The sequence below is a fragment of the Micropruina sp. genome (genome assembly GCF_047606665.1).
Taxonomy (GTDB): domain Bacteria; phylum Actinomycetota; class Actinomycetes; order Propionibacteriales; family Propionibacteriaceae; genus Micropruina.
Genome location: NZ_JASGEF010000033.1, coordinates 59,567 through 85,473 on the forward strand (window position 1 = coordinate 59,567; position 25,907 = coordinate 85,473).

Annotated in this window: 28 protein-coding genes; 16 read left to right on the plus strand and 12 right to left on the minus strand. The window is 69.1% G+C overall.

From position 1 onward, the window contains the following. Nucleotides 1–2: 2 nt before the first annotated feature. Both QM619_RS07385 and QM619_RS07390 read right to left on the minus strand, forming a co-directional pair. A complete protein-coding gene (locus QM619_RS07385) occupies nt 3–956 on the minus strand; it encodes an ABC transporter permease subunit (RefSeq protein ID WP_415106187.1) in 954 nt (317 codons plus the stop codon). Beyond that, nucleotides 953–1,888, minus strand: coding sequence for an ABC transporter ATP-binding protein (locus QM619_RS07390; RefSeq protein ID WP_415106190.1), 936 nt, complete (start codon nt 1,886–1,888; stop codon nt 953–955). Before QM619_RS07390 ends, QM619_RS07385 begins: the two co-directional genes overlap by 4 nt. Nucleotides 1,889–1,964: 76 nt before the next feature. Here QM619_RS07390 and QM619_RS07395 point away from each other — a divergent pair, with 76 nt between their 5' ends. After that, nucleotides 1,965–3,071 (plus strand): DUF1353 domain-containing protein, encoded by a 1,107-nt coding sequence (locus QM619_RS07395; RefSeq protein WP_415106193.1) that lies wholly within the window; start codon nt 1,965–1,967, stop codon nt 3,069–3,071. A gap of 294 nt (nt 3,072–3,365) precedes the next feature. Here QM619_RS07395 and QM619_RS07400 read toward each other — a convergent pair whose 3' ends face one another. Both QM619_RS07400 and QM619_RS07405 read right to left on the minus strand, forming a co-directional pair. Further along, nucleotides 3,366–3,875 (minus strand): flavin reductase family protein, encoded by a 510-nt coding sequence (locus QM619_RS07400; RefSeq protein ID WP_415106195.1) that lies wholly within the window; start codon nt 3,873–3,875, stop codon nt 3,366–3,368. Between the two features lie 12 nt (nt 3,876–3,887). Continuing rightward, nucleotides 3,888–4,610, minus strand: a complete 723-nt coding sequence (locus QM619_RS07405; RefSeq protein ID WP_415106198.1) for a hypothetical protein — start codon at nt 4,608–4,610, stop codon at nt 3,888–3,890. Between the two features lie 105 nt (nt 4,611–4,715). Between QM619_RS07405 and QM619_RS07410 the strand changes: the two genes are divergently transcribed. Continuing rightward, nucleotides 4,716–5,105, plus strand: a complete 390-nt coding sequence (locus QM619_RS07410) for a globin (RefSeq protein ID WP_415106201.1) — start codon at nt 4,716–4,718, stop codon at nt 5,103–5,105. Nucleotides 5,106–5,293: 188 nt separating this feature from the next. Here the strand turns inward: QM619_RS07410 and QM619_RS07415 are convergent, their stop codons facing one another. After that, nucleotides 5,294–6,430: an MGDG synthase family glycosyltransferase gene (locus QM619_RS07415; RefSeq protein WP_415106204.1), complete on the minus strand. Its 1,137-nt coding sequence runs from the start codon at nt 6,428–6,430 to the stop codon at nt 5,294–5,296. 130 nt (nt 6,431–6,560) lie between these two features. Here QM619_RS07415 and QM619_RS07420 point away from each other — a divergent pair, with 130 nt between their 5' ends. Further along, complete coding sequence (locus QM619_RS07420) at nt 6,561–6,923, plus strand: DUF1992 domain-containing protein (RefSeq protein ID WP_415106207.1); 363 nt, start codon at nt 6,561–6,563, stop codon at nt 6,921–6,923. A 25-nt stretch (nt 6,924–6,948) separates the two neighbouring features. Here QM619_RS07420 and QM619_RS07425 read toward each other — a convergent pair whose 3' ends face one another. Continuing rightward, nucleotides 6,949–7,107 carry a hypothetical protein gene (locus tag QM619_RS07425; RefSeq protein ID WP_415106209.1) on the minus strand — a complete coding sequence of 53 codons (159 nt, stop codon included), beginning with the start codon at nt 7,105–7,107 and terminating at the stop codon, nt 6,949–6,951. A 73-nt stretch (nt 7,108–7,180) separates the two neighbouring features. Continuing rightward, nucleotides 7,181–9,505: a sodium-translocating pyrophosphatase gene (locus tag QM619_RS07430; protein WP_415106212.1), complete on the minus strand. Its 2,325-nt coding sequence runs from the start codon at nt 9,503–9,505 to the stop codon at nt 7,181–7,183. A 184-nt stretch (nt 9,506–9,689) separates the two neighbouring features. Here QM619_RS07430 and QM619_RS07435 point away from each other — a divergent pair, with 184 nt between their 5' ends. Together QM619_RS07435 and QM619_RS07440 are read left to right on the plus strand one after the other, a co-directional pair. Next, nucleotides 9,690–11,414 (plus strand): glycerol-3-phosphate dehydrogenase/oxidase, encoded by a 1,725-nt coding sequence (locus QM619_RS07435; RefSeq protein ID WP_415106214.1) that lies wholly within the window; start codon nt 9,690–9,692, stop codon nt 11,412–11,414. Nucleotides 11,415–11,685: 271 nt separating this feature from the next. After that, nucleotides 11,686–12,177, plus strand: coding sequence for a hypothetical protein (locus QM619_RS07440; RefSeq protein ID WP_415106261.1), 492 nt, complete (start codon nt 11,686–11,688; stop codon nt 12,175–12,177). Nucleotides 12,178–12,255: 78 nt separating this feature from the next. On the opposite strand, the gene QM619_RS07445 is transcribed toward QM619_RS07440, so the two are convergent. Further along, nucleotides 12,256–12,669 carry an HIT family protein gene (locus tag QM619_RS07445; RefSeq protein WP_415106217.1) on the minus strand — a complete coding sequence of 138 codons (414 nt, stop codon included), beginning with the start codon at nt 12,667–12,669 and terminating at the stop codon, nt 12,256–12,258. Nucleotides 12,670–14,410: 1,741 nt separating this feature from the next. Next, nucleotides 14,411–14,731, minus strand: coding sequence for a VOC family protein (locus QM619_RS07450; RefSeq protein ID WP_415106220.1), 321 nt, complete (start codon nt 14,729–14,731; stop codon nt 14,411–14,413). 121 nt (nt 14,732–14,852) lie between these two features. Between QM619_RS07450 and QM619_RS07455 the strand changes: the two genes are divergently transcribed. The 8 genes from QM619_RS07455 to QM619_RS07490 all read left to right on the plus strand — a co-directional run bounded on the left by QM619_RS07455 (nt 14,853) and on the right by QM619_RS07490 (nt 21,430). Beyond that, a complete protein-coding gene (locus QM619_RS07455; RefSeq protein WP_415106223.1) occupies nt 14,853–15,194 on the plus strand; it encodes a hypothetical protein in 342 nt (113 codons plus the stop codon). A 4-nt stretch (nt 15,195–15,198) separates the two neighbouring features. Further along, nucleotides 15,199–16,107: a GNAT family N-acetyltransferase gene (locus tag QM619_RS07460; protein ID WP_415106226.1), complete on the plus strand. Its 909-nt coding sequence runs from the start codon at nt 15,199–15,201 to the stop codon at nt 16,105–16,107. A gap of 71 nt (nt 16,108–16,178) precedes the next feature. Beyond that, a complete protein-coding gene (gene pdxS, locus QM619_RS07465) occupies nt 16,179–17,075 on the plus strand; it encodes a pyridoxal 5'-phosphate synthase lyase subunit PdxS (protein WP_415106229.1) in 897 nt (298 codons plus the stop codon). A gap of 68 nt (nt 17,076–17,143) precedes the next feature. After that, on the plus strand, nt 17,144–17,683 hold the full coding sequence (gene pdxT, locus QM619_RS07470; RefSeq protein WP_415106264.1) for a pyridoxal 5'-phosphate synthase glutaminase subunit PdxT: 540 nt from the start codon (nt 17,144–17,146) through the stop codon (nt 17,681–17,683). 32 nt (nt 17,684–17,715) lie between these two features. Further along, nucleotides 17,716–18,969, plus strand: coding sequence for a glycosyltransferase (locus QM619_RS07475; RefSeq protein ID WP_415106232.1), 1,254 nt, complete (start codon nt 17,716–17,718; stop codon nt 18,967–18,969). Further along, on the plus strand, nt 18,966–19,721 hold the full coding sequence (locus QM619_RS07480) for a PIG-L family deacetylase (RefSeq protein ID WP_415106235.1): 756 nt from the start codon (nt 18,966–18,968) through the stop codon (nt 19,719–19,721). The genes QM619_RS07475 and QM619_RS07480 overlap by 4 nt, the downstream gene beginning before the upstream one ends. Nucleotides 19,722–19,775: 54 nt before the next feature. Further along, complete coding sequence (locus tag QM619_RS07485; RefSeq protein WP_415106238.1) at nt 19,776–21,035, plus strand: multidrug effflux MFS transporter; 1,260 nt, start codon at nt 19,776–19,778, stop codon at nt 21,033–21,035. Between the two features lie 173 nt (nt 21,036–21,208). Continuing rightward, nucleotides 21,209–21,430: a hypothetical protein gene (locus QM619_RS07490; protein ID WP_415106241.1), complete on the plus strand. Its 222-nt coding sequence runs from the start codon at nt 21,209–21,211 to the stop codon at nt 21,428–21,430. On the opposite strand, the gene QM619_RS07495 is transcribed toward QM619_RS07490, so the two are convergent. Both QM619_RS07495 and helR read right to left on the minus strand, forming a co-directional pair. Further along, nucleotides 21,388–21,960: a cysteine hydrolase family protein gene (locus QM619_RS07495; protein WP_415106243.1), complete on the minus strand. Its 573-nt coding sequence runs from the start codon at nt 21,958–21,960 to the stop codon at nt 21,388–21,390. The genes QM619_RS07490 and QM619_RS07495 overlap by 43 nt on opposite strands. A gap of 141 nt (nt 21,961–22,101) precedes the next feature. Then, nucleotides 22,102–24,243, minus strand: a complete 2,142-nt coding sequence (helR, locus tag QM619_RS07500; RefSeq protein ID WP_415106246.1) for an RNA polymerase recycling motor ATPase HelR — start codon at nt 24,241–24,243, stop codon at nt 22,102–22,104. 380 nt (nt 24,244–24,623) lie between these two features. Here helR and QM619_RS07505 point away from each other — a divergent pair, with 380 nt between their 5' ends. The 3 genes from QM619_RS07505 to QM619_RS07515 are packed head-to-tail and all read left to right on the plus strand — an operon-like array spanning nt 24,624 to nt 25,492. Beyond that, complete coding sequence (locus tag QM619_RS07505) at nt 24,624–24,998, plus strand: VOC family protein (RefSeq protein ID WP_415106249.1); 375 nt, start codon at nt 24,624–24,626, stop codon at nt 24,996–24,998. A 6-nt stretch (nt 24,999–25,004) separates the two neighbouring features. Then, on the plus strand, nt 25,005–25,214 hold the full coding sequence (locus tag QM619_RS07510) for a hypothetical protein (protein WP_415106252.1): 210 nt from the start codon (nt 25,005–25,007) through the stop codon (nt 25,212–25,214). Then, nucleotides 25,166–25,492: a GNAT family N-acetyltransferase gene (locus tag QM619_RS07515; protein ID WP_415106255.1), complete on the plus strand. Its 327-nt coding sequence runs from the start codon at nt 25,166–25,168 to the stop codon at nt 25,490–25,492. Before QM619_RS07510 ends, QM619_RS07515 begins: the two co-directional genes overlap by 49 nt. A 132-nt stretch (nt 25,493–25,624) precedes the next feature. On the opposite strand, the gene QM619_RS07520 is transcribed toward QM619_RS07515, so the two are convergent. After that, entirely contained in the window at nt 25,625–25,894 is a 270-nt protein-coding gene (locus QM619_RS07520) for an HNH endonuclease signature motif containing protein (protein WP_415106267.1), read from the minus strand. Between the last annotated feature and the right edge of the window lie 13 nt (nt 25,895–25,907).

The window sequence follows — 25,907 nt, forward strand, 5'->3', positions numbered from 1 at the left end:
GACTAGCGGATCTCGCGCTTGGCGAACCGCAAGCCGGCCAGCGCCAGCAGTACGGCGAGCAGCCCGCCGAGGTATGCGGACGCCTGGCCCAGACCGAGTTCGAAGGTGCGGTCGATCGTCATGCCGTCGGGACCGCGCTCGCTGTAGTCGATGTCGATGCCGCCGTTCAGGAAGGCCTGCATATTCGGGTCGGGCAGCACCGCCTGCAGGTAGCCGGGCAGGCCCAACAGCATGATGATCGGCACCGCTACCCACTGGAACACCATCGCGCCGAGCAGCACGCCGATCGGCCCGACCGTGCTGCCGAACAGGGCGGCCAAGCCGAAACCGGTCAGGCCCGCGAGCAGCGTCAGCACCACACCCCGGCCGGCGACAGCCCAGGCATCGGGTGCCGGCTGCAAGGCGTCCGCGCCCGACCAGGCCAGCACGATGCCGGCCGCCCCGGCCTGGAAGAGGCCGATCACCACCACTCCGAGCGTCACCACTCCGACCAGCGTCGCCACCGCCTTACTGACCAGCACCGGTATCCGGGACGGTACGAAGGTCAGCCAGGTGCCCAGGCTGCCGGTCTTGAACTCGGCACCGATGAAGGACGCCCCGAGCAGCAGCGCGGCGTAGGCGGCGATCATCGTGCCGGCCTGTGCCATGCCGCCGGCCAGGTCGGCGTACGCCGGCGGCTGCCGGACGAAGTCGTCCCGCTCCGGCGTCCACATGCCGTCGCACTCCTGTGGGAAGGTCGCCTCCTTCAGGCACTCCGCATGCATCTGCTCGGCTTCCTTCAGCGCTTCGGCATATTCCTGTTCGGCCGCCGCGAGCTCCGCGCCCTGCATCGGACGCGTGCTGATGGCCGCCCCGGCCACGATCAGGACGGCCAGCAGCGCGCCGCTGAGCAGCACCACCCAGACCAGCCGGCGGCTGAACCAGCGGTTCAGCTCGGCACCGATCAGCCGGTTCATGCCGCACCCCCGACCGTTCCGGTGAGTTCCAGATACACCTGTTCCAGGTTGCGGCGCTGGACGCCGAGCTCGCTCACCCACAGCCCTTGCTCGCCCAGCGTCCGGGCCACCACGGCCGGGTCGAGCGGGCCGTCGGACCTGGTCACCAGCAGCGCCCCGGCGGCCGGCTGCACACCGAGCCCGGCCGCCTGCAACACGCCGGTCGCCCGTTGCGGATCGGCCACCACCACCCGGACCGGGTCGCTGCCGGCCGCCAACAGGGTGGCCACCGGGCCCTCGGCGAGGGTGCGGCCGCGGGCGATGATGGTGACCGTGTCGGCCACCTGCTGCACCTCGGCCAGGATGTGGCTGGAGACCAGCACCGTCTTGCCTCCGTCGGCCAATTGGCGAATGGTGGCGCGGAAATCGTGGATGCCCTGCGGGTCGAGGCCGTTGGTCGGCTCGTCGAAGATCAGCAGCTGCGGATCCTTCAGCAGGGTGGCGGCGACCGCCAGCCGCTGCTTCATGCCCAGCGAGTAGGTGCGGAAATCCCCGCGCTCGCGTCCGGCCAGACCGACCTGCTCGAGGACCTCGCCGACCCGCGACAGCGGCGCACCGATCGCCTGCGCCAGCAAGGCCAGGTTCTTCCGCGCCGAGAAGGTGTCGAAGAACTTCGGCTGCTCGACGATGGCGCCCACCTGGTCGATCACCTGCGGCAGCCGCTGCGGCACCGGCTCGCCGAACAGCCGCATCGTCCCCGAATCGGCGGGAATCAGGCCGAGCAGCATGCGAATGCTGGTGGTCTTCCCGGAGCCGTTCGGGCCGAGGAAGCCATGGACGCCTCCGGACGGCACGGTCATGGTCAGCTGGTCGACGGCTTTGATCGCTCCGTAGCTCTTGCACAGCCCGGCGATCTCGACGGCAAGCGCCGATGGGCCGGGGTCGTCACTCATCCGCCCATAGTGCCAGGTGGGTCCGACAGCAAGCGCCGCACTTGCCACCGACTGCGGCGCCGGTCGATAGTCGGGCATGCCGTACGCACTTCCCGACGGCGCCGGGCCTGGCACGACCGGCGTCCAACTGCGGGTGGACACCCCACGCCGGTTCACCCTGACGACGCCGTTCTGGTACGCGCCCTTCCGTCCGCTGCCGCCGCAACTGGACGCCCTGCTGCCCAGCGCAGAGCAGCGGCCGGCCGGGCAGCCCGCGGACGGCGAGCAGCACTGGCTGCACATCCCGTCCGGTTCGACGGACCTGGCCAGCGTCCCCGGTGTGCTGTGGGGGCTGGTGGCCAGCTACGGACGCCACACGCTGGCCGTCCTGGTTCACGATCACGTCGCCTCGCTGGCCGATCCCGCCCCCGAGGCGGAGCGGTTCGACCGGTCGTCGGCCGCCGACGAGGTGTTCTATGCCGCACTGCGCGACCCGGAGGCCGGCCAGTACCGCGCTCCCTGGTTCCGGTCGCTGGTGCTCTGGGCAGGTGTCTCGCTGACCCGCTACTACCGGCACCGCCGAGCCGGTTTCGCCGCATTGGCCGCGGCGACCGTGGGGGCCTGGCTCGCCCTGGGCTGGCTGGCCGAGAACGTCGGCGGGCGGCCGTTTCCGCTGGCGGCCTGGATCGTGCTGGCGATGGCCCTGGTCGTGCTCGGGGTCGCCGGGGTCCTCGCGACCCGGTTGAGCCGGCTGCAGCCGCATGGCGTGGCACCCGATCCGGCATATCCGACGGCCCTCCCGCCCCGTGCGCAGGACGCCTCGTTCCTCCCCGAAGGCCAGGCCCCGGTGGTCCGGGCCAGCGACATCTGGGTGGTCAGGGGGTTGGCGATCGCGGCGATCCTGCTGCTGATCGCGGCCGGCTGGCTGGCCCTTCCGCTTCGTCCGCTGTTCGGCGTCGGCGTGCCGGGCTTCCTCGCGTTCGTCGGATTGGTGGCGTTCCTGGCCGGCTCCGGCTATCTGAGCCGCTCGCCGATCCGCCGTGACGGCGCGCTACCGGCGGTGGTCGCCCTTGCCGGGCCGCCCATCGGCGTGGTTGCCCTGATCACCGCCGTGGCCCTTTACCTGTTGTGGCTCCCAGACGCCTTCTCGACCACCGGCGAGGGGCCGCTGAACAGCCTGGATCGGGGCCGCACCAGGTGGTGAGTCGGCGGCGTCGAAGACCTCCAGCGGCTCCAGCCGTCCGGCCTCGCGAAGCCGGCGCCGACGCGCGGAGCGGTGCCGGCGCAGGGCGTCCTGGACGACGAAGATCCCGCTCACTCCGAGCACTCCGGCCAACGAGGCGAGAATCATCCAACCGGGGCTCATCGCGCTCCTCTGGTCGTCCGCCGGATCCGATCAGTGCCCAGTAAACCAGGATCCGCGGGATTTGCCGAGCGCGCGACATAAGAGCCTGAACATTAGTCCTGCTAGGCAATACACCACTTTGGGCGAGGAAACTCAGAGTTGCCGGTAACTCCCCCGCAGGTAGGCCACCGGAGCCACCGATTCGTCGATCTCGACGGACTCCACCACGCCTCGCACCAGCATCGACCAGCCCGACTCGACCGGTTCGTCGAGCAGCCGGGCACCCAGCCAACCGGGCGACGTGGCCAGCACCGGTCCCCATTCGGTGTCGCGCCATTGAGCGAGCCGGAAGGGCCCTCCGGGCGCGGGGGTCAGGCCTGCCATCGCGTCCGAGAGGCGCCGGTCGCCGTAGGAGAGCAGGCTGACCGCCCAGCGCCGGTTGTCGAGCAACGCCTGGAAGAGCTCCGAAGCAGGGTCGATCAGCCCGACCACCTCGCCGGGTTCGCCGTCGGCGACCAGCATTGACGACACGGTCAGCCCCGCCGGCCCCTCGCCGCCTCGTGCCGCCCAGATGGTGACCGGCGCCGGGAGGCGTCCGCGGAACCGCCGCAGCGGACGCCGAGGCTGTCCGGTGGCGAACGGATGGCTGTCGTGAATGGTCACCCGGTCAGTGTGTCAGTCGTTGCTGCTGGGGAGGCTGTCGGCCTCCGCCGGCGCCTGCGAAGACGCGGAACTGGTGGCGCTCGGCGTCGGGGTGGCCGTCGGCGTGCTGGTCGCGGACGGGGCCGCCGTGGGCGTCTCGGTCGCGGACGGGGTGGCGCTCACCGTGGGCTTTGTGGTCGCTTTGACGCTCGCTGACGGCGTCGGCTTGGCGGTCTGCCGGTTGCTGACCTGGCCGATCGTGGTGCCGGTGCGGCCGTCGAGCGTCTTGCCGGTGCCGAACTCCCAGCCGGTGACGACGCCCATCGCGACCACGAAGGTGATTCCAGCGGTGGCGACCATTCCGCCGACCACGGCCACCGGACGCACCCAGCGGGCCTTCCGCGCGGCCGGCTCCGCGTTGGCCACGAGCTCGACCTCGGGCTCGGGCTCGCCGTCGGCGTCCCGGCGGACGATCTTCTTGACCCCGTCGCGGGTCCGTTCCAGGCCCTTGGTGTAGAGGGTGCTGGCCAACGCCGCGAGCACGCTGGCGATGCCGGCACCGGCGAGGGTGCCGCCGTAGCCCAATCGGGAGCCGACGGCCGCGGTGGTGATGGCGGCCAGCGCGCCCCCGGCGATCTGGGTGAGGTTGAAGAGCTTGGGCTTGTCGTCGGCCTCGGCGGCCGTCTTGGTCGGTTCGGCCTTGGTGGGATCGATCTTGTTGGGTTCGGTCTTCTCTGCGGTCTTCGTCTCAGTCACTTGTCACTCGTCTACGTCTATGGGCTCAACACAACCCGGCAAACCAGACTAGTCAACTCCACCAATATTCCCAAGGACCGGCGTGTCGACCGATAGCATGATGGGATGGAGTCTGCCCCGCAGAGCATGTACGAGCGAGTCGGCGGACACCCGACCTTCGTGGCCCTGGTCGACGCCTTCTACGCCGGCGTCGCCGACGACCCGCCGTTGCGGGCGCTGTACCCGGAGGAAGACCTCGGACCGGCCGCCGATCGGCTGCGGATGTTCCTGGAACAGTACTGGGGCGGCCCGAAGACCTACGGCGAGCAGCGCGGCCACCCGCGGCTGCGGATCCGGCACGCCCCCTACGCCGTCACGCCGACCCAGCGGGACCGCTGGCTGCACCACATGCTGGCCGCCCTGGACGGCCTGGACCTCGATCCCGAGGCAGATGCCGAGATCCGCGACTACCTGGTCCGGGCGGCGCACTTCATGGTGAACAGCTTCGACGAGTAGTAGTCATCCCGCACCTGATCGACTTGCTCCAGACCGACACGTCCTGATCCGTGATCTCATTCCTGCGCTCGGATCCGTCCAGAGATCCCGGCGTTCGCCGGGATGACGCCGGAGTGCAACGTTCCCCGTGACGACGACGGTCGTGGCGCGGGATCCCGGCGCGAGCCGGATCGGGTTTCGTGACGAGCCTAGGAGTAGACCCCGGCCCGGTCGGCGATGATCCGGGCGATCTGCCGGGCGGCGTCCGGCTTGGCCACCCGGCGGCTGGCCTCGGCGGCGGCCCGCATGGCTGCCGGATCGTTCACCCAGCGCTGCACCGCCTCCACCACCTGATGCGGACGCGGCGCCCAGACGCCGGCCTTCTTCTTCACCACGTAGGCGACGTTGCCGTCCTCTTGACCGGGCAGCCGCGAGTACAGCACCAGCGGCAGGCCGGCGATTAGGCCCTCGCTGATCGTGCCCGGACCCGCCTTGGTGACCAGCATGTCGGACGCCGCCATGAACTCGGGCATCTGGGTGGTGAAGCCGTAGATGTGGTGCGGCATGGTCCAGGGCAGGGCCCGCAATCGTTCCTGCAGGGCCTCGTTGCGACCGCAGATGGCGACCAGGGTGGCCGGCATCCGGGCCTCGTTGATCGCGCGGACGACGGCCTCCATCGGCCCCATCCCGTCGCCGCCGCCGACCACCAGGATCACCGGCAGGTCGCGGCGCCAGCCCTGGGCGTCCCGGAACGCCATCGGGTCGGCGGGCGGCACCCGGAAGCGTTCGGCGACCGGCAGACCGACCACCCGGACGTTGCCCTCGGGAATGCCGTACTCGACGGCTACCTCGCGGGCCTCTTTGGTGGGCACCACGACCAGGTCGGCGCGGCGGTCGAACCAGAACGCGTGCGTGGTGACCATGTCGGTGACCACCGTCATGAACGGCGTCGGGTTCGACTTCATGGTGCGCAGCACGCCGGTGTTCACCAGGGGGTGCACCGACACGATGATGTCGGCCGGGTTCTCCCGGTAGAGCCGCCGGATGGCCCGCGCCACGTAGGGGAACAGCACCCGGATCACCGCGCGCGAGCGGTGTTTGCCGTCGGTCGCCTTGTACGAGATCGCCCAAGTCTCGGGGAATTTGGTCATCGGCGGGTACATCTCGGGCGCGTACCGCAGCGGGGCCGGCAGATAGTCGCGGAAGACGTCCACCATCTTGCAGTCGAAGGTGTCGGGATACTCCAGCCCCAGGGCTTCGATCAGCGCCAGCGTTGCCGAACGGTGCCCGCCACCGGTGTCGGAGAACAGGAACAGCACCCGCTTGCGCGCGGATCGCTCGGCCATGACTCTCCTCGCTGTGGACGGGGCTTTCGCCAGCACCTTAGCGCCCCCACTCCTGCGGAACGGTTCCGCACACCGTGGCCGCAGCCGGCTCCGCGGGTCCGTGCAGCGCCGGTGCGGCTAGATTCGCAGGATGCAGTACGAGTCGTGGATCGACCGGCAGATCCGTGAGGCGACCGAGCGCGGAGCGTTCGACAACCTGCCCGGCGCGGGCAAGCCGCTGAACCTCGACCCCGACGAGGATTGGTGGATCAAGGCGAAACTGGCCCGCGAAGATCTCGGCGCGCTGCTACCGGGCCCCCTGCAGTTGCGGCGCGAGGTCGAGCGCATCCAGGACACGCTCGCCGACGTGACCCGCGAAGAGGTCGCACGGGAGATCCTGGACGACCTGAAGGCACGGATCCGCGAGCACTACCTGCGGCCCGGCACCGGGCCGCGGATCATCGTCCGACTGGTCGATGTCGAGGCCGAACTGGACGCCTGGCGGTGCCGCTGATCTGCGGACGGGAATTGCGGAATTGTCAGCGTCGCGCACCCGCGGCACCGGCACGAGCGCCGATCAGGACGCGTGGCGTCGCATTCGATGCGGACGGACGCCGGTGCGTCGGCTCGGCCTGGATCTGCTGGATGTTTCCTGCCCGGATGGCCGCGGTGACGGCGGCAGAATCTTCGTCGAACATGTTTCCCCCCTGGTCGCTGTCCACCAGTAGGAAACCACGAATGCCTTGTTTCGTACCTGCCGTGAGCGAGGCGTTATCCGTTTGTTACCTCAGGAGTCGGATCGTCATCGACCAGGTGCATCTCGTGCTCCAGCCGGCCCTCGACGTCCGCCTTGTGCGCCCGAACCCGGGAGAGCACCACGCCGCCCATGGCGATCAGTCCGGCGGCGGTGCCGATGCCGATGCGCAGCGTCGGATTGGCCCCCGCGCCCACCGAGACGGCCACCACGGCGGGGGCGATCAGCACGGCCACCAGGTTCATCACCTTGATCAGCGGGTTGATCGCCGGCCCGGCGGTGTCCTTGAACGGGTCGCCGACGGTGTCGCCGATCACGGTAGCGGCATGCGCGTCGGAATTCTTGCCGCCGTAGTTGCCGTCCTCGACAAGCTTCTTGGCGTTGTCCCAGGCGCCGCCGGAGTTGGCCAGGAACACCGCCATCAGCACGCCCGCGACGATCGCGCCGCCCAGGAAGCCGGCCAGCGGCCCGACGCCCAGCCCGAAGCCGACCGCGATCGGCGCGGACGCCGCCAGCAGGCCCGGTGTGGCCAGCTCGCGCAGCGAGTCCTTGGTGCAGATGTCGACCACCCGACCATATTCGGGACGCCCCTCGCCGGTCATGATGCCGGGAATCTCGGCGAACTGGCGGCGCACCTCGAAGACGATCGCACCGGCGGCCCGTGTGACCGCATCGATGGCCAGGCCGGAGAACAGGAAGACGGTCGCGGCACCCAGGATCACCCCGACCAGGGTGATCGGCGAGACGATCTCGTAGGTCAGCATGGCGGTCGTGATGGCGTTGCCGGCGTCCTGGGTGAGCGACGACAGCGAATGGTTGACCGCGTCGGTGTACGAGCCGAACAAGGCGGTGGCCGCCAGCACGGCGGTGGCGATCGCGATGCCCTTGGTGATCGCCTTGGTGGTGTTGCCGTCGGCGTCCAGCGCGGTCAGGATCATCTCGCCCTGCTCGTCGACGTCCTTGCTCATCACCGCGATGCCCTGGGCATTGTCCGAGACCGGGCCGAAGGTGTCCATCGCGACGATCACGCCGACGGTGGTGAGCAGGCCGCAGCCGGCGAGCGCGATCATGAACAGCGACAGGATCATCGAGCCGCCGGAGATCAGGAAGACGCCGCAGACAGCGGCCGCGATGATGCCGGCGGTGTAGACCGCCGATTCGAAGCCGACCCCGATGCCGGACAGCACCACGGTGGCCGGGCCGGTCAGCGAGGTACGTGCTACATGCCGGGTGGGCGCCGCGTCGGTGCCGGTGAAATAGCCGGTCAACCACAGGATGACGCCGGCCAGCACGATCCCGATCGCCACCGACGAGGCCGCCATCAGCCGCGGATCGCCGGGCAGCGAACGGACCAGGTCGGGGACGGCGGGCAGGTCGGCGAAGTTGGCCGGCAGGTAGACGAAGGCGGCCATCGCGGCCAGCACTGCGCCGGCGGCGGCCGAGGTGTAGAAGCCGCGGTTGATCGCGGTCAGGCCCGATTCGTTGCCGCGGATCCGGGTGATCACGATGCCCAGCACCGCGGTCAGCGCGCCGATCGCCGGCACCAGCAGCGGGAAGACCAGGCCCTGCTCGCCGAAGGCGGCCTTGCCCAGGATCAGCGCCGCGACCAGGGTCACCGCGTAGGACTCGAACAGGTCGGCGGCCATGCCGGCGCAGTCGCCGACGTTGTCGCCGACGTTGTCGGCGATGGTCGCGGCGTTGCGCGGGTCGTCCTCGGGAATGGACTGCTCGACCTTGCCGACCAGGTCGGCCCCGACGTCCGCGGCCTTGGTGAAGATGCCGCCGCCGACCCGCATGAACATGGCCAGCAGGGCGGCGCCGAAGCCGAAACCCTCCAGCACCGACGGCGCCTGTTCGCGGTAAAGCAGCACCACGGCGGCGGCACCGAGCAGGCCGAGCCCGACCACGCTCATGCCGACCACGCCGCCGGTGCGGAAGGCGATCTTGGCGCCCTCGACGCGTCCGTTGGCGCGCATCGCGGCCGCCGCCACCCGGACGTTGGCCCGCACCGCCAGCCACATGCCGAGGTAGCCGATGGCGGCCGAGAAACCTGCGCCGACCAGGAAGAAGACCGACCTGCCCACCCGCACCGAGGTGTCTCCGGGCAACAGGAAGAGCAGACAGAAGGCGATCGCGGCGAAGATGCCGAGGGTGCGGAACTGCCGGCTGAGGTAGGCCGCGGCGCCCTCTTGGACTGCCTTGGCGATCTCGCGCATCCGCGTCGTGCCCTCGTCCTCGGCGAGCACCTGGCGGCGCAGCACCACCGCGTAGAGCAGGCTGATTGCCGCGACACCGGCGATCGTCCAGACAATGGCCAGGCTCGTGGGGCCCAACTCGACCATGCATCCTCCTCGGCAACCCCCCTGGGTCGCGGGGGATCCGGGGAGTCTATTGGTCATCGTCCGCGGGCAACACCCGCGACCGCATCGGCGAGTCGCCCGATTATCCGAACGCAGCGCTTGCGAAATTCTCCGACCTTCAGTTAGATCGCGACTGTCACACGTTCGCCAGCCCGAAGGAGTCGCCATGTCCGCAACCGCCATGAACCCGTCCTCCCGCGCCGCCGCCCTGCGCCGAATGGCCGCCGAGGAGTTGGACGTCCTGGTGGTCGGCGGCGGTGTCACCGGTGCCGGCATCGTCCTGGACGCGGTGACCCGCGGGCTGCGGGTCGGCATCGTCGAGGGTCAGGACTGGGCCAGCGGCACGTCGTCCCGGTCGAGCAAGCTACTGCACGGTGGCCTGCGCTATCTGCAGGCGCTCGATTTCAAGCTGGTCAACGAGGCGCTGCACGAGCGCGAACTTCTGCTCGCGACGCTCGCCCCGCACCTGGGCAAGCCGGTCTCGTTCCTGTACCCGCTGACCAAGAAGTTCGTCGAGCGGCCCTACGTGGCGGCCGGCATCACGCTGTATGACGTGATGGCCCGGCTGGGCGCCAAGGCCACCTCGCCGTTCCACCGGCACCACACGCTGGCCGGCGTGCAGAAGCTGTTCCCCGACGTCCGGCCGGACGTGATGGTCGGCGCCATCCAGTACTGGGACGGCCGCGTCGATGACGCCCGGCTCACCCTGACCCTGGTCCGCACCGCCGTCGAGTACGGCGCGCTGGCCGCGAACCGCGTCCGGGTCACCGACTTCGTCAAGACCAACGGACGAGTCAGCGGCGCCGAGGTCACGGACCTGGAGACCGGCGAGAACCTCACCATCAAGGCCAAGCACGTGATCGCCGCCGCCGGCGTGTGGACCGAGGCCACCCAGGATCTCGCCGAGGCGCAGGGCGGGTTGAAGGTGCTGGCGTCCAAGGGCATCCACATCGTGGTGCCGAAGGAGCGGCTGAACGGCGAGGTGGGCTTCATTCTGCAGACCGAGAAGTCGGTGCTGTTCATCATTCCGTGGGAGCGCTACTGGGTGATCGGCACCACCGACACCCCCTACGAGCAGGACTACGTCCATCCGGTCGCCTCGCAGGCCGACATCGACTACGTGATCGACCACGCCAATGTGGTGCTGCAGAAGCCGATCACCCGCGACGACGTGATCGGCACCTGGGCCGGGCTGCGGCCACTGCTGCAGCCGGCCACCAAGGGTGACGGGACGGCGTCCACCAAGGTGTCCCGCGAGCACACCGTCACCGAGGCGGCCCCCGGCCTGGTCACCATCGCCGGCGGCAAGCTGACCACCTACCGGGTGATGGCCGAGGACGCGGTCGACTTCGCGCTGGGCGAGGCGCAGGCGAAGGCCCGCCCGTCGCTGACCAAGAAGACCCCGCTGCTGGGCGCCGCAGGCTACTCGGTGCTGTCGGCGCAGGCCGACACGCTGGGCCGCGAATTCGGCTGGGACACGACCCGGGTGAACCACCTGCTGAACCGCTACGGCAGCGAGATCAACACCCTGATCGCGCAGTGCCGGGAGCAGGCCGACCTGGCGAATCCGGTCGAGCATGCCCCCGACTACCTGCGGGTCGAGTTCGCCTACGGCTGCACCCACGAGGGCGCGCTGCACCTGGAAGATCTGCTGGTGAACCGGACCCGGCTCACCTACGAGATCGCCGACTCCGGTCTGGCCGCCCTGCCCGAGATCGCCGAGTTGGCGGCCGACAAGCTGGGCTGGGACGAGAAGCGCCGGGACGCCGAGATCGCCGCCTACACCGCCCGGGTCGAAGCCGAGCGCGCCGCCGCCACCCAGCCGGACGACGCCACCGCGGCCGAGGCCCGCTCGGCGGCACCCAACGTAACGGACGCCGTCAGCGCCTAGCAGGCTGCCGATGGATCCCCTGGAGGACGACCACACAGAACGCCCCGCAGGACCATTCGGCGACGCTGCGCCGTGCGGACGAGTTCGACAGCTATCTACAGCGGGCGCGTGACTGGGATTTCGAGGAGTGGCAGCGGCTGCGTGCGGCCGACAAGGCCAGAACCGTCTGAGTGCCTGCCAAACCCTCAGCGATGTAAAGGCGCTGGACCACGACTTGGCGACGCTCGCAGGAGGGCCTGCGAGAATAGAAGCCGGGAAGGAGGGCGTGGCCATGGTGTTCCAGGGCGAAGTGCTCTCGGTTGCGGCGCTGCTGGATGCTGCCCGCGCCACCCCCGAGACGCCGCCGAGCACCCAGGTAGGCGTGCGTCATACGGCGGCGCAGAACGCCGAGGCATGCCGCGCCCTGCTGGCTGACGGCGAGTCGTTGGGCGGGTGCTGGCGGTTCGGCATTCTCCAGACCCTGGACGACTACGCATCCGTCCTGCGCCGCGGCGGCCCCGGCCTCGCCGCCGACGTGTTCACCGACGAGCCACCCCGCACCGGGGCGGCACAGCTCGACGCGGCGTTCGCAGCCCTCGCCGACTACCTCGCCAACCGCGACGGCTGGCCCGCTTCCGCCTGGGTGTCCGACCCGTCGCGGCGCACTGAAGCGTGGTACCCGGCCGTTCCTGCGGTCTTCCGCGCCGACGCCGACAAGGAGAGCCCCGAGGAATTCCGACGGCGCGGGATTTTCATCACCGCCCGCTCCCTGGCGAGGGCATGAAGCCGGACGCGCAGTTCGGCCAAGACACCGACTCTGACCTGAGCACCCTCACCGACGTCCGGGAGCGCCGGGTCTGACCTACCCGAGTTCCTGACGCAGCCGCTCGGCGTACTCCGCCTGCTCGCCGGCGCCGTAGGTCGTCCGGGGCCAGAAGAAGCCGCGCAGTCCGTCGCCCTTGGAGCGGGGCACGACGTGGATGTGCAGGTGCGGTACGGACTGGCTGATCACGTTGTTGATCGCGACGAAGCTGCCCTGCGCGCCCAGGGCGGGGCCCATCGCGGCGGCGATCCGGCGGCAGGCGCCGATCAGCGGCAGCACCAACTCGTCGGGCAGGTCGAGCAGGGTGTCGACGTGCCGGACCGGGCACACCAGCACATGTCCCTTGAAGACCGGCCGGTGGTCGAGGAACGCGATCACCTCGTCGGTGCGCAGCACGATCTCGGACGACAGCCGGCCCTCGATGATCGCGCAAGCGATGTCACGTTCGGCCATTGCCGCATTGTCTCATCGTCCGAATCAACCGGGCGGGGTTCTTGACGGATCCTCGAGGTCAAGTGTACGGTCAGCCCCACTTGGTTCATCCGCATCGCCGTTGCGACGTTCATCCGCATCGCCGTTGCGACTCAATGCAGAGTTCGGCGACTGAGTGAATCGTCGTGGACAAGTAAATCTATGTGACATGCGGCTCCGCCGCTCTTCACCACCGCGACAAGGGCTCACGCCGTTCGTCGGTCGCCCCCCACTTACTGATTGAGATTGTAGAAGGTCCAGCCCCATGAAACTCAGCCGCTACTCCAAACTTCTAGTCGCAGTCGCGGCACCGGTCAGGGATCGCACGGCATGGTCGTAGTTGTCACCGAGTTGTCGTATGATCCCTCGACCTGCACGCACAGGATCGCCACAGCCAGCTACAAGCCGGGTGCTGTGCCTGACAGCGTGACTCGGATGATCGAGGAAAGAGGAGTGAAAGGGGGGGAATCGTCAACACCGTCGCCGGAGGGCCAAGGTGACATTGCACCAAAGTCCAGTTACCAACATGTTGCGCGGATGTGGGCGCGGATTCATGACCCAATCAACCTGGCCACGTCGGAGACGGGTGTCCAGCTGCTGTGGAACGCGGACAGTTCGACGGTAGGGAGCTACACCACCAACCATGATGTCTGGTGGCTGAGCGGAACTGGTTGGGAAAAGACCTGGGAATCGGCGACACGCGGACGCACGAGTTCTACTAAGGTCTGGGGCGACACGAAGGCCAATTTCAAGAATTCAACGTTCTGCCGGATCATATCCGGTGGACCTACTACCTACACAAGCCACTCTAAGACTTGGCTCGAGGGGCGAACCTCCGGAAATTCGATTTGGGCGTACACCATGAGCAAATCGGGCGGATGTGCGAACCTGCTTCACTATCACTACATCTATGTTCCATGATGATGACTAGTTCGCCTAGCGTGTCGCGTCATTCGCGCAAGAATGCGCTGATGGTAGTTCTCGGCGGTCTCACGGGTCTGGTTCTGGCCGAATTTCGACCCATCGTTGCGCTAATGGTGGGAGCAATTGCGATGGTCGTGTCCATCGTTCTCCTCGGCGTCAGCAGGCAGATGCGATGGGGGACTTGGCTCCTGATTGGTGTGGCGATCGGTGTGAGCGTGTTCTATCTCCTGGCATTGCTACACATGGCAATTCCCACTCCGGCGGAAGGCTCCGGAACCGGTGGGCCATAGCGATCATGTCGTGATCTATTTCGAGCGACCTCCTCGGAAACGAGATCAACTTGGGAGAGTCATCCGACGCCAGTCGTGATGAGGTAGGCCGAGTCGACCGCAATAGTGTCGGCACAAATCTGGCGATCCGCACCTTTGGTGGCAGCAGACCCGCACGGGACCCCGTGATGCAGATCGACCGTTCCAGCCGGATCGGCAGCAGGGCCCCGGCTGGGCAGTACGCAGCTGCCCTGTGCTCATCGAGCACGGACTCCGTCAGAAGCACCTTCGCTGGGGCCAAGAGAGCTTGGACGAAGGCGGCAAGATCGCGTTCGTCCCAGGCCGTAGCCCCGTCGACGTCTCCGGGCGAGAGGAGCACGTGGAGCCGTGCGACGAGGCATGATCGCCGGCGTGGGCATCATCACACTGCGCTCGCTTCGGGCCTTCGGCGGTCGCATCCGTGGCCGGCAGACGATAGGCGATCGCTTGGTGCGCCCGGTACAGCAGCAGATCGTCGGCTCCCGGCACTTTCAGCCGGACACCGCGGCCGAAACCGAACTCGGCGGGCTCCCCGCTCTGAACTCGGCGCCGCATCCGCGCAATTCGGCGATGGTGGCGTCCAGGTCGTCGCACATCAGCGCGATGGTGTGTCGCCGGAGTGCCGTCCATCTCTCGCCGCGATGGACGCCGCTGGTGGGGTGGACGCCGACCTCGCTGGGTCCGCTGCGGAAGATCAGCCACTCGGCCGGATCGCTGCCGCCGGTACCCGCGCCACCCACGCCGCTGTCGCCGGACTCACCCTCGGAGACGAACGGCCAGCGCAGCACCTCGGCGAAGAAGGCACGGGTCACGGTCGGATCATCGAGTGCAATGCGGTCAACATCCGGCCGGGCGGGCTTTCTAAATTGCTTGCGATTTGCCAGAATGGGCGGGCAAGACTTTTTTCGGGTGATCTGAAGCATGGGGGACTTCATGACACACGATCTATTGATCGTTAGCGAACGCGCACTCACTGCATCCGACCTGGCCGCCGGCGTATCGGCGGTCCATCAGGTTCGGCCATGGCAGGTGACCAACGACGGCGATCAGCTCGCCGTCCTACACTGCGACCAGCCGGTACTCCGGGTTCTGGTGTCGACGCCGCTGGGCGATCCGACACCGTCGACACACTCGTCCTACGGGCGGCAGGCGTCCCGATTCTCGATGTGGCGCACCGAGCTGGCCGTGGACGACGAACAGATGCCGCTGGGCCTCGACGTGGCGCGAGCGGTCGCCTGGGAGACCGGCGGCACACTGCTCGAAATGCCACACTGAGCGCATGACCACCACCTCGTCCGTGCCCCGACCCGTGGGCGCGGGTGAGGTGGGCGCACTGTTGGACTTCATCGCCGGCCGTCAGGCCGATCCCGCCACCGGCACCTGCTATCTCGATACCGAGCGCGAATCGCTGCGGCTGGAACTCGAAGAGCTGGACGCCTGGCCCGATTCCGCGCTGATCGTCACCGACGGCGACGGCACGATCGTCGCCGCGTCCATGTCCGAAGTGGACGCCGAACTGGGTCGCAGCTGGATTCACGGCCCGTGGGTGCTCGGCGATCGTTGGGACGCTTTGGCCAGGCCGTTGCTCGAGGCTGCGGTGGCGTCGTGTCCGGCAGGGGTCACGCATCACGAGTTCTCCGGCGATGTCGCGAACCGGCGCATGGCGGCTCTGGCCGCCGAACTGGGCTGGACGGCGTCCGTGCCGAACCACGTCTTCGTGGCGACCGCGGACGCCACCGCAGGTTGGCCGGCGGACGATCGGCGGGTGCGTCCGGCCACACCGGACGACTTCGCGGCCATCGACCCGCTGCACGACGAGGAGTTCCCAGACACCTACCTGAGCACCCGGCAGATGATCGACGACGGCATCGCCGGCGAACGGATCACCCTGGTCAGCGAATCGGACGGCGAGCTGCTCGGCTACGCCTGCGGACGCGTCCAGCCGGACGGCGCGGGATACCTCGACTTCATCGCGGTCCCGCCCGCGGCACGCGGCACCGGTGCCGGACTGGGCCTGATGGTCACGGTCTGCCGCCGAATCATGGCCGCGGCGCCCAACCGCGACGTGAACCTGACCGTGCAAGATCACCGGGCGCCGGCGGTCGCGCTCTACCGCGGCCTCGGCTTCACTCTGGAAACCACCATCGTCGGCTATTCCTCGCGTCCCGCGGACCAAGGGCACGGCTGAGCCGGAGGCGTCCGACGTCTCGCCCCTCAGACTCGGCGGGTGGATGGCCGGATCGGCCGGACCATGGCGCGATGACGACAGTGATCGGTTCGCCCCTGGTCAAGCGGGGCCTGGCTGACATGCTCAAGGGTGGCGTCATCATGGACGTCGTCACCCCCGAACAAGCGCGGATCGCCGAGGACGCCGGCGCGGTCGCCGTGATGGCCTTGGAGCGGGTGCCCGCCGACATCCGGGCGCAGGGTGGCGTGGCCCGGATGAGCGACCCCGATCTGATCGCGGCGATCATCGGCACCGTGTCGATTCCGGTGATGGCGAAGGCCCGGATCGGGCATTTCGTGGAAGCCCAGGTGTTGGAATACCTGAAGGTCGACTACATCGACGAATCCGAAGTGCTCTCCCCCGCCGACTACAGCCACCACATCGACAAGCACGCGTTCACGGTGCCGTTCGTCTGCGGCGCCACCAATCTGGGCGAGGCGCTGCGGCGGATCGCCGAGGGTGCGGCGATGATCCGCTCCAAGGGCGAGGCCGGCACCGGCGACGTGTCCGAGGCGACCAAGCACATTCGCACCATCCGGCGGCAGATCGCCGAGCTTAGCGCGCTGGCGAAGGCGTCCCCCGACGAGCTGTACCTGGCGGCCAAGGAGCTGCAGGCGCCGCTCGACCTGGTCCGCGAGGTGGCCGAGACCGGCGCCCTGCCGGTGGTGCTGTTCACCGCCGGCGGCGTCGCCACCCCGGCCGACGCCGCGCTGATGATGCAGCTGGGCGCGGACGGCGTCTTCGTCGGCTCGGGCATCTTCAAGTCCGGCGATCCGGCCGCGCGGGCCGCGGCGATCGTCAAGGCGACGGCCCGGTTCGACGACGCCGCGGTGATCGCCGAGGCGTCCCGTGGGCTCGGCGAGGCGATGGTCGGCATCTCGGTGGCCGACCTGCCGGCGCCGCACCGGCTGGCCGAGCGGGGCTGGTGACTCCTTTCGCCGGCCCGGTCACCGTCGGGCTGGTCGCGCTGCAGGGCGGCGTCCGGGAGCACCGGCTGATGCTGGAATCGCTCAGTGCCCAGGTCGTGCCGCTGCGCAGCGCCACCGACCTGGTCGGCCCGGACGGACCGCGGGTCGACGCGGTGCTGCTGCCCGGCGGGGAGTCGTCCACGATCGACAAATTGCTGCGGATGTTCGACCTGTTCGAGCCGCTGCGGACGTCGGTCGCAGACGGGCTGCCGGCGCTCGGCACCTGCGCCGGACTGGTGCTGCTGGCCACCGAGGTGGACGACCGGGCACCCGGCCAGCAGTCGCTGGGCGTGCTGGACGTCACCGTCCGGCGCAACAGCCTGGGTCCGCAGGTCGATTCCGCCGAGGTCGAATTGGAGAGCACCCTCGGGGCGGTGCGGGTCGCGTTCATCCGCGCGCCGGTGGTCACCCGGGTCGGTCCGGACGTCGAGGTGCTGGCCCAGCACCAGGGCCAGGTGGTCGGCGTCCGGCAAGGAACGGTGACCGGGATCGCGTTCCATCCGGAACTCACCGGCGAGCCAGTCTTCCATCGGCAACTGCTGGACACCGTCCGGCGGCGCAGCGCCTGAATCGGGACGGCGGCTGGGACTAGGGTTCAGCTGTGCCCGATCCGCTTCACATCGCCTTCGTGTCGATGCATACCTCCCCCGCCGATCTGCCCGGTTCCGGGGACGCCGGCGGCATGAACGTCGTCGAATATCACCAGGCGTTCGCACTGGCCCGGCTGGGTCACGGGGTCGACCTGATCACCCGGCGCAGCGACCCGGCTCAACCCGATGTCGTCGAGCTGTCGGACGCCGTCCGGCTGATACATCTGCCGGCCGGCCCGCCGGAGCGGCTGGCGAAGAGCCTGATCGACGCCCATATCGGCGAGTTCGCGGCGGGGCTGACCGGGCTGAGCGCCGGCTATGACGTGCTGCATTCGCATCACTGGATGTCGGGGGTCGCCGCCCTTCCGGTGGCGCGGCTGCGGGAGGTCCCGCACATCCAGAGCTTCCACTCGGTGGCGGCGCTGCCCGGCTCGGCACTGTCGGAGGGCGAGCCGCCGGAGTCGCCGGCACGGGTGCCGGGTGAGCGGCTGGTCGCCAGCGAATCGGACGCCGTGATCGCGATCAGCGCCGCCGAGGCCCGCACCGTGGTGGAACGCTGCGGCGCCGACCCGGACCGGGTGATGATCGTGCCGCCGGGCGTCGACCGGACCATCTTCCACGCGGAGGCTCCGACCCCGTCGGTCGAGCGTGCCCAGACCACGGGCCTGCTGGCCGAGCTTGTCGAGACCCCTGAGTCGACACCGTCGACCAATCCCCGCGGCTACCTGCTCTACGCCGCCCGGCTGCAACCGCTGAAGGGACCCGACCTGGCGATCAAGGCGCTTGCCGAGGTGCCTGCCGAGCTGCGTCCCGACCTGTTGATCGCCGGGGACGTCTCGGCCGACTTCGCCGCCTACGAGGCCGATCTGCACGCCCTGGTCGACGCTCAGGGTCTCGGCGACGCCGTCCATTTCATCGGCCCGCAACCGCGGGAGCAGCTCGCCGGGCTGATGCGCGGCGCCCGGATCGTGCTGGTGCCGTCCCATTCGGAGACCTTCGGACTGATCGCGTTGGAGGCCGAATCGTGTGGGACGCCGGTGATCGCGTCCGCCGCCGGCGGGCTGCGCGAGGCGGTGGTGCACGGCGAGACCGGGCAGCTGATGGATTCCCGGCAGCCCGAGGATTGGGGAACGGCGATCACCCGGCTGCTGGCCAAGCCCGAGCGGCTGGCCCGAATGGGTGTGGTGGCGCAGATCCATGCCCGCCGGTTCGACTGGGACTGGACCGCCCGGCTGCTAGACCTGCACTACCGGGAGTTGCTGTGACTACGCCGTTCGCCGAGGTTCGCCGGGTCGTGTTCGCCCATGCCCATCCCGATGACGAGACGCTGGCGACCGGGGCGCTGATCCAGCACTTGACCGGCGCGGGCGTGACGGTCGCGGTGCTGACGGCGACCCGCGGCGAGCGCGGCGACGTGGTGCCCGGACCGCTCAGCCACCTGGTCGGCACCCCCGAGTTGGACGTCCACCGCGAGGCTGAGCTGACAACGGCACTGCGGACGCTCGGCGCGGAAGGGCCGTTCTTTCTGGGCGAACCGCCGGCACGGGCGTCCGGCCTGCCGCCGCGACGCTACGTCGACTCGGGGATGCGCTGGGTGACCCCGACGGTGGCCGGTCCGGGTGAGGACGCCGGTCCGGACGCCTTCACCTCGGCGAGCGTCCCGGAGGCGTCCGCCGATCTGGCCGCGTTCCTGGCCGCGTGGGACGCCGACCTGGTGGTCAGCTATCAGGCGGACGGCGGCTACGGACATCCCGACCATGTGCACGCCCACCATGTCGCGGTCGCCGCGGCGGCGCTGGCCGGCGTCCGGTTCGCCGAGGTGATCTCGATCCCCCGCGACGGCAGTCCGCCGGATTCCGACGGGGTCACCTGGTACGACCTGACCGACCGCCTCGACGCCCTGCTGCCCGCGTTGCGCGCCCACGCGTCCCAGTTCACCGTGAACGGACGCGACGTGATCCACTGCGGCGGTCAGCGGGAGCCGGTGCAGCTGCGCACCGGCGTCCGATCTGTCTGAGCAGCGTCCGATCTGCCTGAGCAGCCTGTCTGACCGGGCTGCGACAATGACCCGGTGCTGAAGACGTCCGAGCGGCCGCTGCCCGCGCAGTGGCTGCTGCTCACCATCCTGGCCGGCCTGGGCATGGTCGGACCGTTCTCGATCGACACCATGTTTCCGGCGTTCGCACAGATGGCGATCGACCTGAACACGACGCCGCTGGCCCTGCAACAGTTGATCAGCGTCTATCTGCTGTCGTTCGCGGTGATGAGCCTGTTCCACGGTCCGCTGTCGGACGCCCTGGGCCGCAAGCCGGTGATCATGGTCGGCACCGGACTGTTCGTGTTGTCGTCGCTGGCCTGCGCGGTGGCGCCGAACCTGGGTCTGCTGCTGGCCGGACGCGCCCTGCAAGGCCTCAGTGCCGGGGCCGGGCAGATCATCAGCCGCGCCATGGTGCGGGACATCTTCGCCGGAGATCGGGCACAGAAGGTGATGTCGCAGATCGCGATGATCTTCGGCCTCGCGCCGGCGCTGGCCCCGATCGTCGGCGGCTGGCTGTTGGCGCACGGCGACTGGCGGGGCATCTTCTGGTTCCTGACCGTCGTCGGCGTGGTGCTGCTGGTGCTGGTCGGGCTGTTCCTGCCCGAGACCCATCCCGCCGCTCAACGGACGCCGCTGCGGGTCGGCCCGCTGTTCCACTCGCTGTGGTCGGTGTGGATCGACCGCGACGGACGCCGGCTGGCGCTGACCGCGATGATCAATTTCGCCGGCATGTTCGTCTACATCTCGGCCGCGCCGATGATCGTGGTGAACCTGCTCGGCAAGGGCGAGCGGGACTTCTGGATGCTGTTCGTGCCGCTGATCTCGGGCATGGTGCTCGGCTCCTGGTTCTCCGGACGGCTGGCCGGCCGGGTCAGCGGACGTCGGATGGCCACCGCCGGCTACTGGATCAGCCTGGCCGCCGGTGCCGCCAATCTGGTGCTGATGTTGGTGCCGGCGGCGCAGACGCTGCCCTGGGCGGTGTTGCTGCTGCCGGTCTACACCTTCGGCATCGCCCTGGCGTTCCCGATCCTGACCCTGGCGATGCTCGACCTGTTCCCGGCGAACCGAGGTGCGGCGTCCTCGGTGCAGAGTTTCGTCTCGCTGGTGTCGAACGCGGTGATCGCCGGCGTGGTGGCCCCGGCGGTGGCGTTCTCGCTGCCGATGCTGGCCGGCACCGCGCTGGCGCTGACCACGATCGGCTACCTGATGTGGCGCCGCCACCTGCGGGTCACGGCGTCCGACCCTCAGGCGCCGCCCGATCCGCAGGCCTACGAGCCGCTCGACGAGATGTGAAGCCCCAGATTTTCATATGTGACGGGGTTCGGAAGGTTCAGCGTCACCACCTAGTACACCAACAACCCTTTGCTCACTAGGACTTTTGCCCACTCGTCCATGGCGAGTCGCCGCCAAGACCGGCCACACTGGGCACACTTGAAGTTCAAGTGTGCCCAGTGGGGATTTCATATGTGGAGTGGACGAGCACCAACCCCCTGGGCGTCGGCGGCCGCATCCTGCTGGGAATCCTCCCGGCCCTCGGACTGGTGGTGCTGTTGGGCGCGATCGGTTCGCCCTGGGAGCACCCCGGCTATGTCGAACTCGTCCAGGGGGTCGGCATGTCGCTGCCCGGAGCGGGAGCCGCCGCGCGTCAGCTGCCCAGGATGGACGCCGTGTCCGAGATCGTCAGCTGAGGCGGGTAGAGGCCCATCACCTGCAGGGCGGCCGCGTTGTTCTCGGCGGTCGAGCCGGCGCAGGCGTCCGCGGCGATGATCGCGTAGGCCCCGGCGTCCGCGGCAGCCAGGGCCGTGGAGAGTACGCAGCAGTCGGTCGAGACGCCGGTCAGCACGACGCGTGGGGCGTGGCCGACGATGGCTTCCATCTCCGGACCCCACTTGCCGAACGTGGGTCGGTCGAGGGTCGGACGCGTGGTCAGGTCCTGGACGGCGGGCACCAGGTCGAAGATCGGATCGGTGGGCGGACGGTCGGCGAACGGCCAGTCGGCGAAGTACTCGCCCCACGAGGTGTCGCGGTCGGCGGTCGGCAGCCAACGGGTGATCAGCACTCGGTCGCCGAACGCCGGGGCAAGACGCCGGATGTTCGCCACGGCATCGTCGAAGAACGGCGATGCCCAGTCGGAATCGGGCGCAGCGAAGATGTTCTGCGGATCGATCACGACCAGCCAGTGATCGAGGGCGCGGAAGCCTGTCGAGGGGGTGTTCATGCGGTCTCCTGTGTTTGGGGGTGCACTCCTTCGTGCGACCGGGACATTGCCATCGAACCACAGAGCAGACGCTCGGACCTCCTATGCGGCCACTTCGCAGTTTCCTATCCGGCCAGGTGAGTTCAGATCTGGACGCTGCGATCACGGGCGCAGCACCACCAACTCTTGTGTCGCTCGGGTCATCGCCACATACCGATCCACCGCCGCAGTGATGCCCGATTCCGAATCGTCCTCGAACAGCAGCACCAGGTCGAATTCGAGGCCCTTGGCGTTCTGCGGGCTCAGCGACATGACTCGGTCGGTGCCGGGGAATTCCGGGTCGCCGATGACGCAGACGATCCCTTTGTCGTGGCTGTCCAGCCAATCCCGCAGGATGGCGTCCCGTTCGGACGCCGGCGCATACCGCACCGGAACGCCGGTGCTGCGGATCGAGGTCGGCACCACGACGTCCGGGAGCGCGGCGGTGATCACCGGTTCGGCTGCCGCCATCACCTCGGCCGGCGTCCGGTAATTGATGGTCAGCGTGGCGACCGTGACGTCGTCGAAGCCGACCCGCCGCAGACGTTCCGTCCACGATTCGGTGAAGCCGTGCCGGGCCTGCGCCCGGTCGCCGACCACGGTGAAGCTGCGGGACGGACAGCGACGCAGCAGCAGTTGCCATTCGGCGTCGGTCAACTCTTGGGCCTCGTCGACGATGATGTGCGCGAACGGGCCGGCTAGCGGGTCGCCGTCGTCGGACGCCCACGCGTCATCGTGCACCAGTGCGTCGCGAATGCTGTCCCGGTTGAGCAGCTTCAGCCCCGATTCGGGATCGTCGTCGGCGGCCAGGATGTCCTCGACCACGTCGTCCATGTAGGAGCGGTCGGCGGCCTCCTCGGCACGACGGCGCCGGTTCCGGTCGGACGCCTCCGGGTCGCCGAGCCGGTGCCGCATGGCGTCCAGCAGGGGCAGGTCGGCGACCGTCCACGGCGAGCCCTCGGGTCTCTTCAATGCGCGCACCTCGTCCGGACTCAGCCAGGGCGCGCAGCGGCGCAGGTAGGCGGGCACCGCCCACAGATCGGCGACCAGGTCGGTGGGTTCCAGCAGCGGCCAGGCCCGGCGGACCTCGCGGCGCAGCTTCGGGTTCCGTTCCAGTGCGGCGCGCAGCGTCTCGGTGGGCACCTCGGGGTCGGGGAAGTTGTCGATCAGGATCTCCAGCACCGCCTCCCAGACCTGGTCGTGGGCCTCGTTGTGCGGCGCGCCCTCGTCCACAGCCTCGAACGCCTCGGCCCAGTCGGCCGGCCGCAACCGGACGTCGCCCCACGGCGTCTCGACCAGCAGGGCCGTGGTGGGCGGCTCCTCATAGAGGGCGACCGCCGGATCGACGGCCCCGACCATCCGCACCGACGACTTCAACCGGGCCACCTTCGGATCGGGCTCGGCGACGGCGTCCACACCCTCGGGCAGCAGGTCGCGCACCGTGCAGGTCCGGACGCCCTCCTCGCCCAGGCCGGGCAGCACGTCGGCGACGTAGGCCAGGTAGGCCTCGTGCGGACCGACGAACAGCAGCCCGCCGCGGTGGCCGTTGAGCCGCGGATCGGCGTAGGCCAGGTAGGCGGCCCGGTGCAGCGCCACCACCGTCTTGCCGGTGCCGGGACCGCCGTCCACCACCAGGGCACCGGCCGAACCGGCCCGGATGATGGCGTCCTGGTCGGCGGCGAGGGTGCCGAGCACGTCGCGCATCCGGGCCGTGCGGGATTCGCCGAGGCTGGCCAGGAAGGACGACTGATCATCGAGCGCGGCGTTGTCGTCGAGCCCGTCGGCGGCGAACACCTCGTCCCAGTAGTCGGTGACGCGGCGGTCGGTCCAGCGGTAGCGGCGCCGGCTGGCCAGTCCGAGCGGGTGGGCCCGGGTGGCGGCGAAGAACGGCTCGGCGGCCGGGGTGCGCCAGTCGACGAGCAGTTGGCGTCCGGAGCGGTCGGCCAGCCCGACCCGTCCGATATAGGTGGGTTCGCTGCCGTCGGCGGGCACCATCCGGCCCAGGCAGGCGTCCTGAGTGAACCTGCTGAGCAGCCGCTGCCGGGCGCTGAGCCGGTGGATCTCCAGGTCGCGGTCGAGCGCTTGACGGCCGCGGACCGCACGCTCTTTGCGTAATTCGTCCAGCCGTTCGGAGAGTTCGGTCAGTTGCTCGGCGACACAGTCGGCGATCGCCGCCAGGTGCCGTTCGTCGGCACCGATCAGGCGGGGATCAGCCTTCGCGACGAGGCGTCCGGGAAGGTTGAAAGCACTGCGCACAGGGGACATGGCGGACGATTCTGCCTCCGGTGGGGGGCCTTGCGGCAAGACCCCCCATGCGCTATAGCTTGGAATTGCCAGGAGTTCGTTGGGCATCATTGAAGCGTCGGCCGTCGCATTCTGAGTGCTCGCTCAGCCGTCGTAGGTTTCCATCACACGTCATCATCTGACTCGGCGCCGCTATGCTCGCCGCGCCTGAGGACAGAATCAACGAACTCTTGGCCGTGCTCAGTGAGCCGGACGTTCTGGGCTGTCATCGGTCACCTCCTGCTTGCATGAAGCTCATCTGCCCGCGTCCGAAGGCGGACCAGGCAGCCCCCGATTGCCCGTGGCACCGCATTCTGAGTGCTCGCTCGACGGATCAGGCACCCCGGTGATTAGGTTGGCCCATGCAGGGAATCCGTCTGAGCACCGTCACGCTGGGGGCATCCGACCCGGTGTCGCTGGCCCGGTTCTACGCCCGCTTGCTGGGCTGGACGCTGGGGCCAACCGACGACCCGACCTGGGTGACCGTGCGCAACCCGGACGGCGGCATCGGACTCGCCTGCCAGCTGGAGAAGCACCACGTCAGGCCGAACTGGCCGGGTGGGCCGGGCGACCAGCAGATGCAGGTGCATCTGGAGGTTCAGGTGGACGATCTGCAGGCCGGTCTGCAGCACGCCCGGCAGTGCGGCGCTCGGATGGCCCGCTACCAGCCGCAGGCGAACGTCCGGGTCTGCATCGATCCGGCCGGGCACCCGTTCTGCCTGTGGGTCGACGGCTGAACACCCGTGCCCGTCACTGTCGAACGCCGCCGCGACCCGCTGGCCGTCGAGCGAGTGCTCCGGACCCTGCCCGACTGGTTCGGCATCGAGGAGGCGATCCTCGGTTACGTGGCGAAGGCGGAGATCTGGAGTCGTTCCTGGCCGTCGCCGGCGGCGAGGTCGCCGGTGTGGCGCTCGTCGAGCGGCACTTTCCGGAGTCCGCTGAGTTGGCGCTGATCGCGGTGAGTGCGCCGCTGCGCGCGACCGGTGTGGGCCGCGCACTCGTCACGACGATTGAGGATCACTTGCGCGCCGACGGCTGCGACTTCCTCGAGGTACACACGGTCGGCCCGGCGTTCGAGCATGCCGGCTATGCCGCGACGCGTGCCTTCTATCGCGCGGTCGGATTCGCACCGATGCACGAGTTCGACGGGTTGGATTGGGCGGGCCCAACCCTGGTGATGATCAAGTCATTGCGCCCGGCATCGCGATCAACCCCGGAATCCCTGGACTGATACCGGTCCGCTGCCGGAAGGCGCGAATCGCGCCGGGATCTCCCCGCGCCCGACCGTCAACCGAGATCCCGGACAAGCCCGTGATGACGACATTTCTCTTCATTCCGGCACCACTCGTCCCGGCGGGTGCCGCTATCCGGCAGGTTGTCGGAATCGTTGGTGTCGTCGAGGTCGTCGGTGTGGGTCGACGTAGCGGGGTGGGATGATCTCGGGAATACCGTCGGTGGCGATTCTGATCTCCCATTGGAGTTCGGGTGCTCGTTTCTTGTCGGGTTCGAGCAGATTGTGGTGGTGTTTGCACAACAAGCACAGGTTGTGCAGTGCTGTCGGCCCTTCGTCGGCCCAGGGGATGATGTGGTGGGCGTCACAATCAGCGGCTGGGCGGTTGCAGCCGGGGAAGATGCAGCCGGGGAAG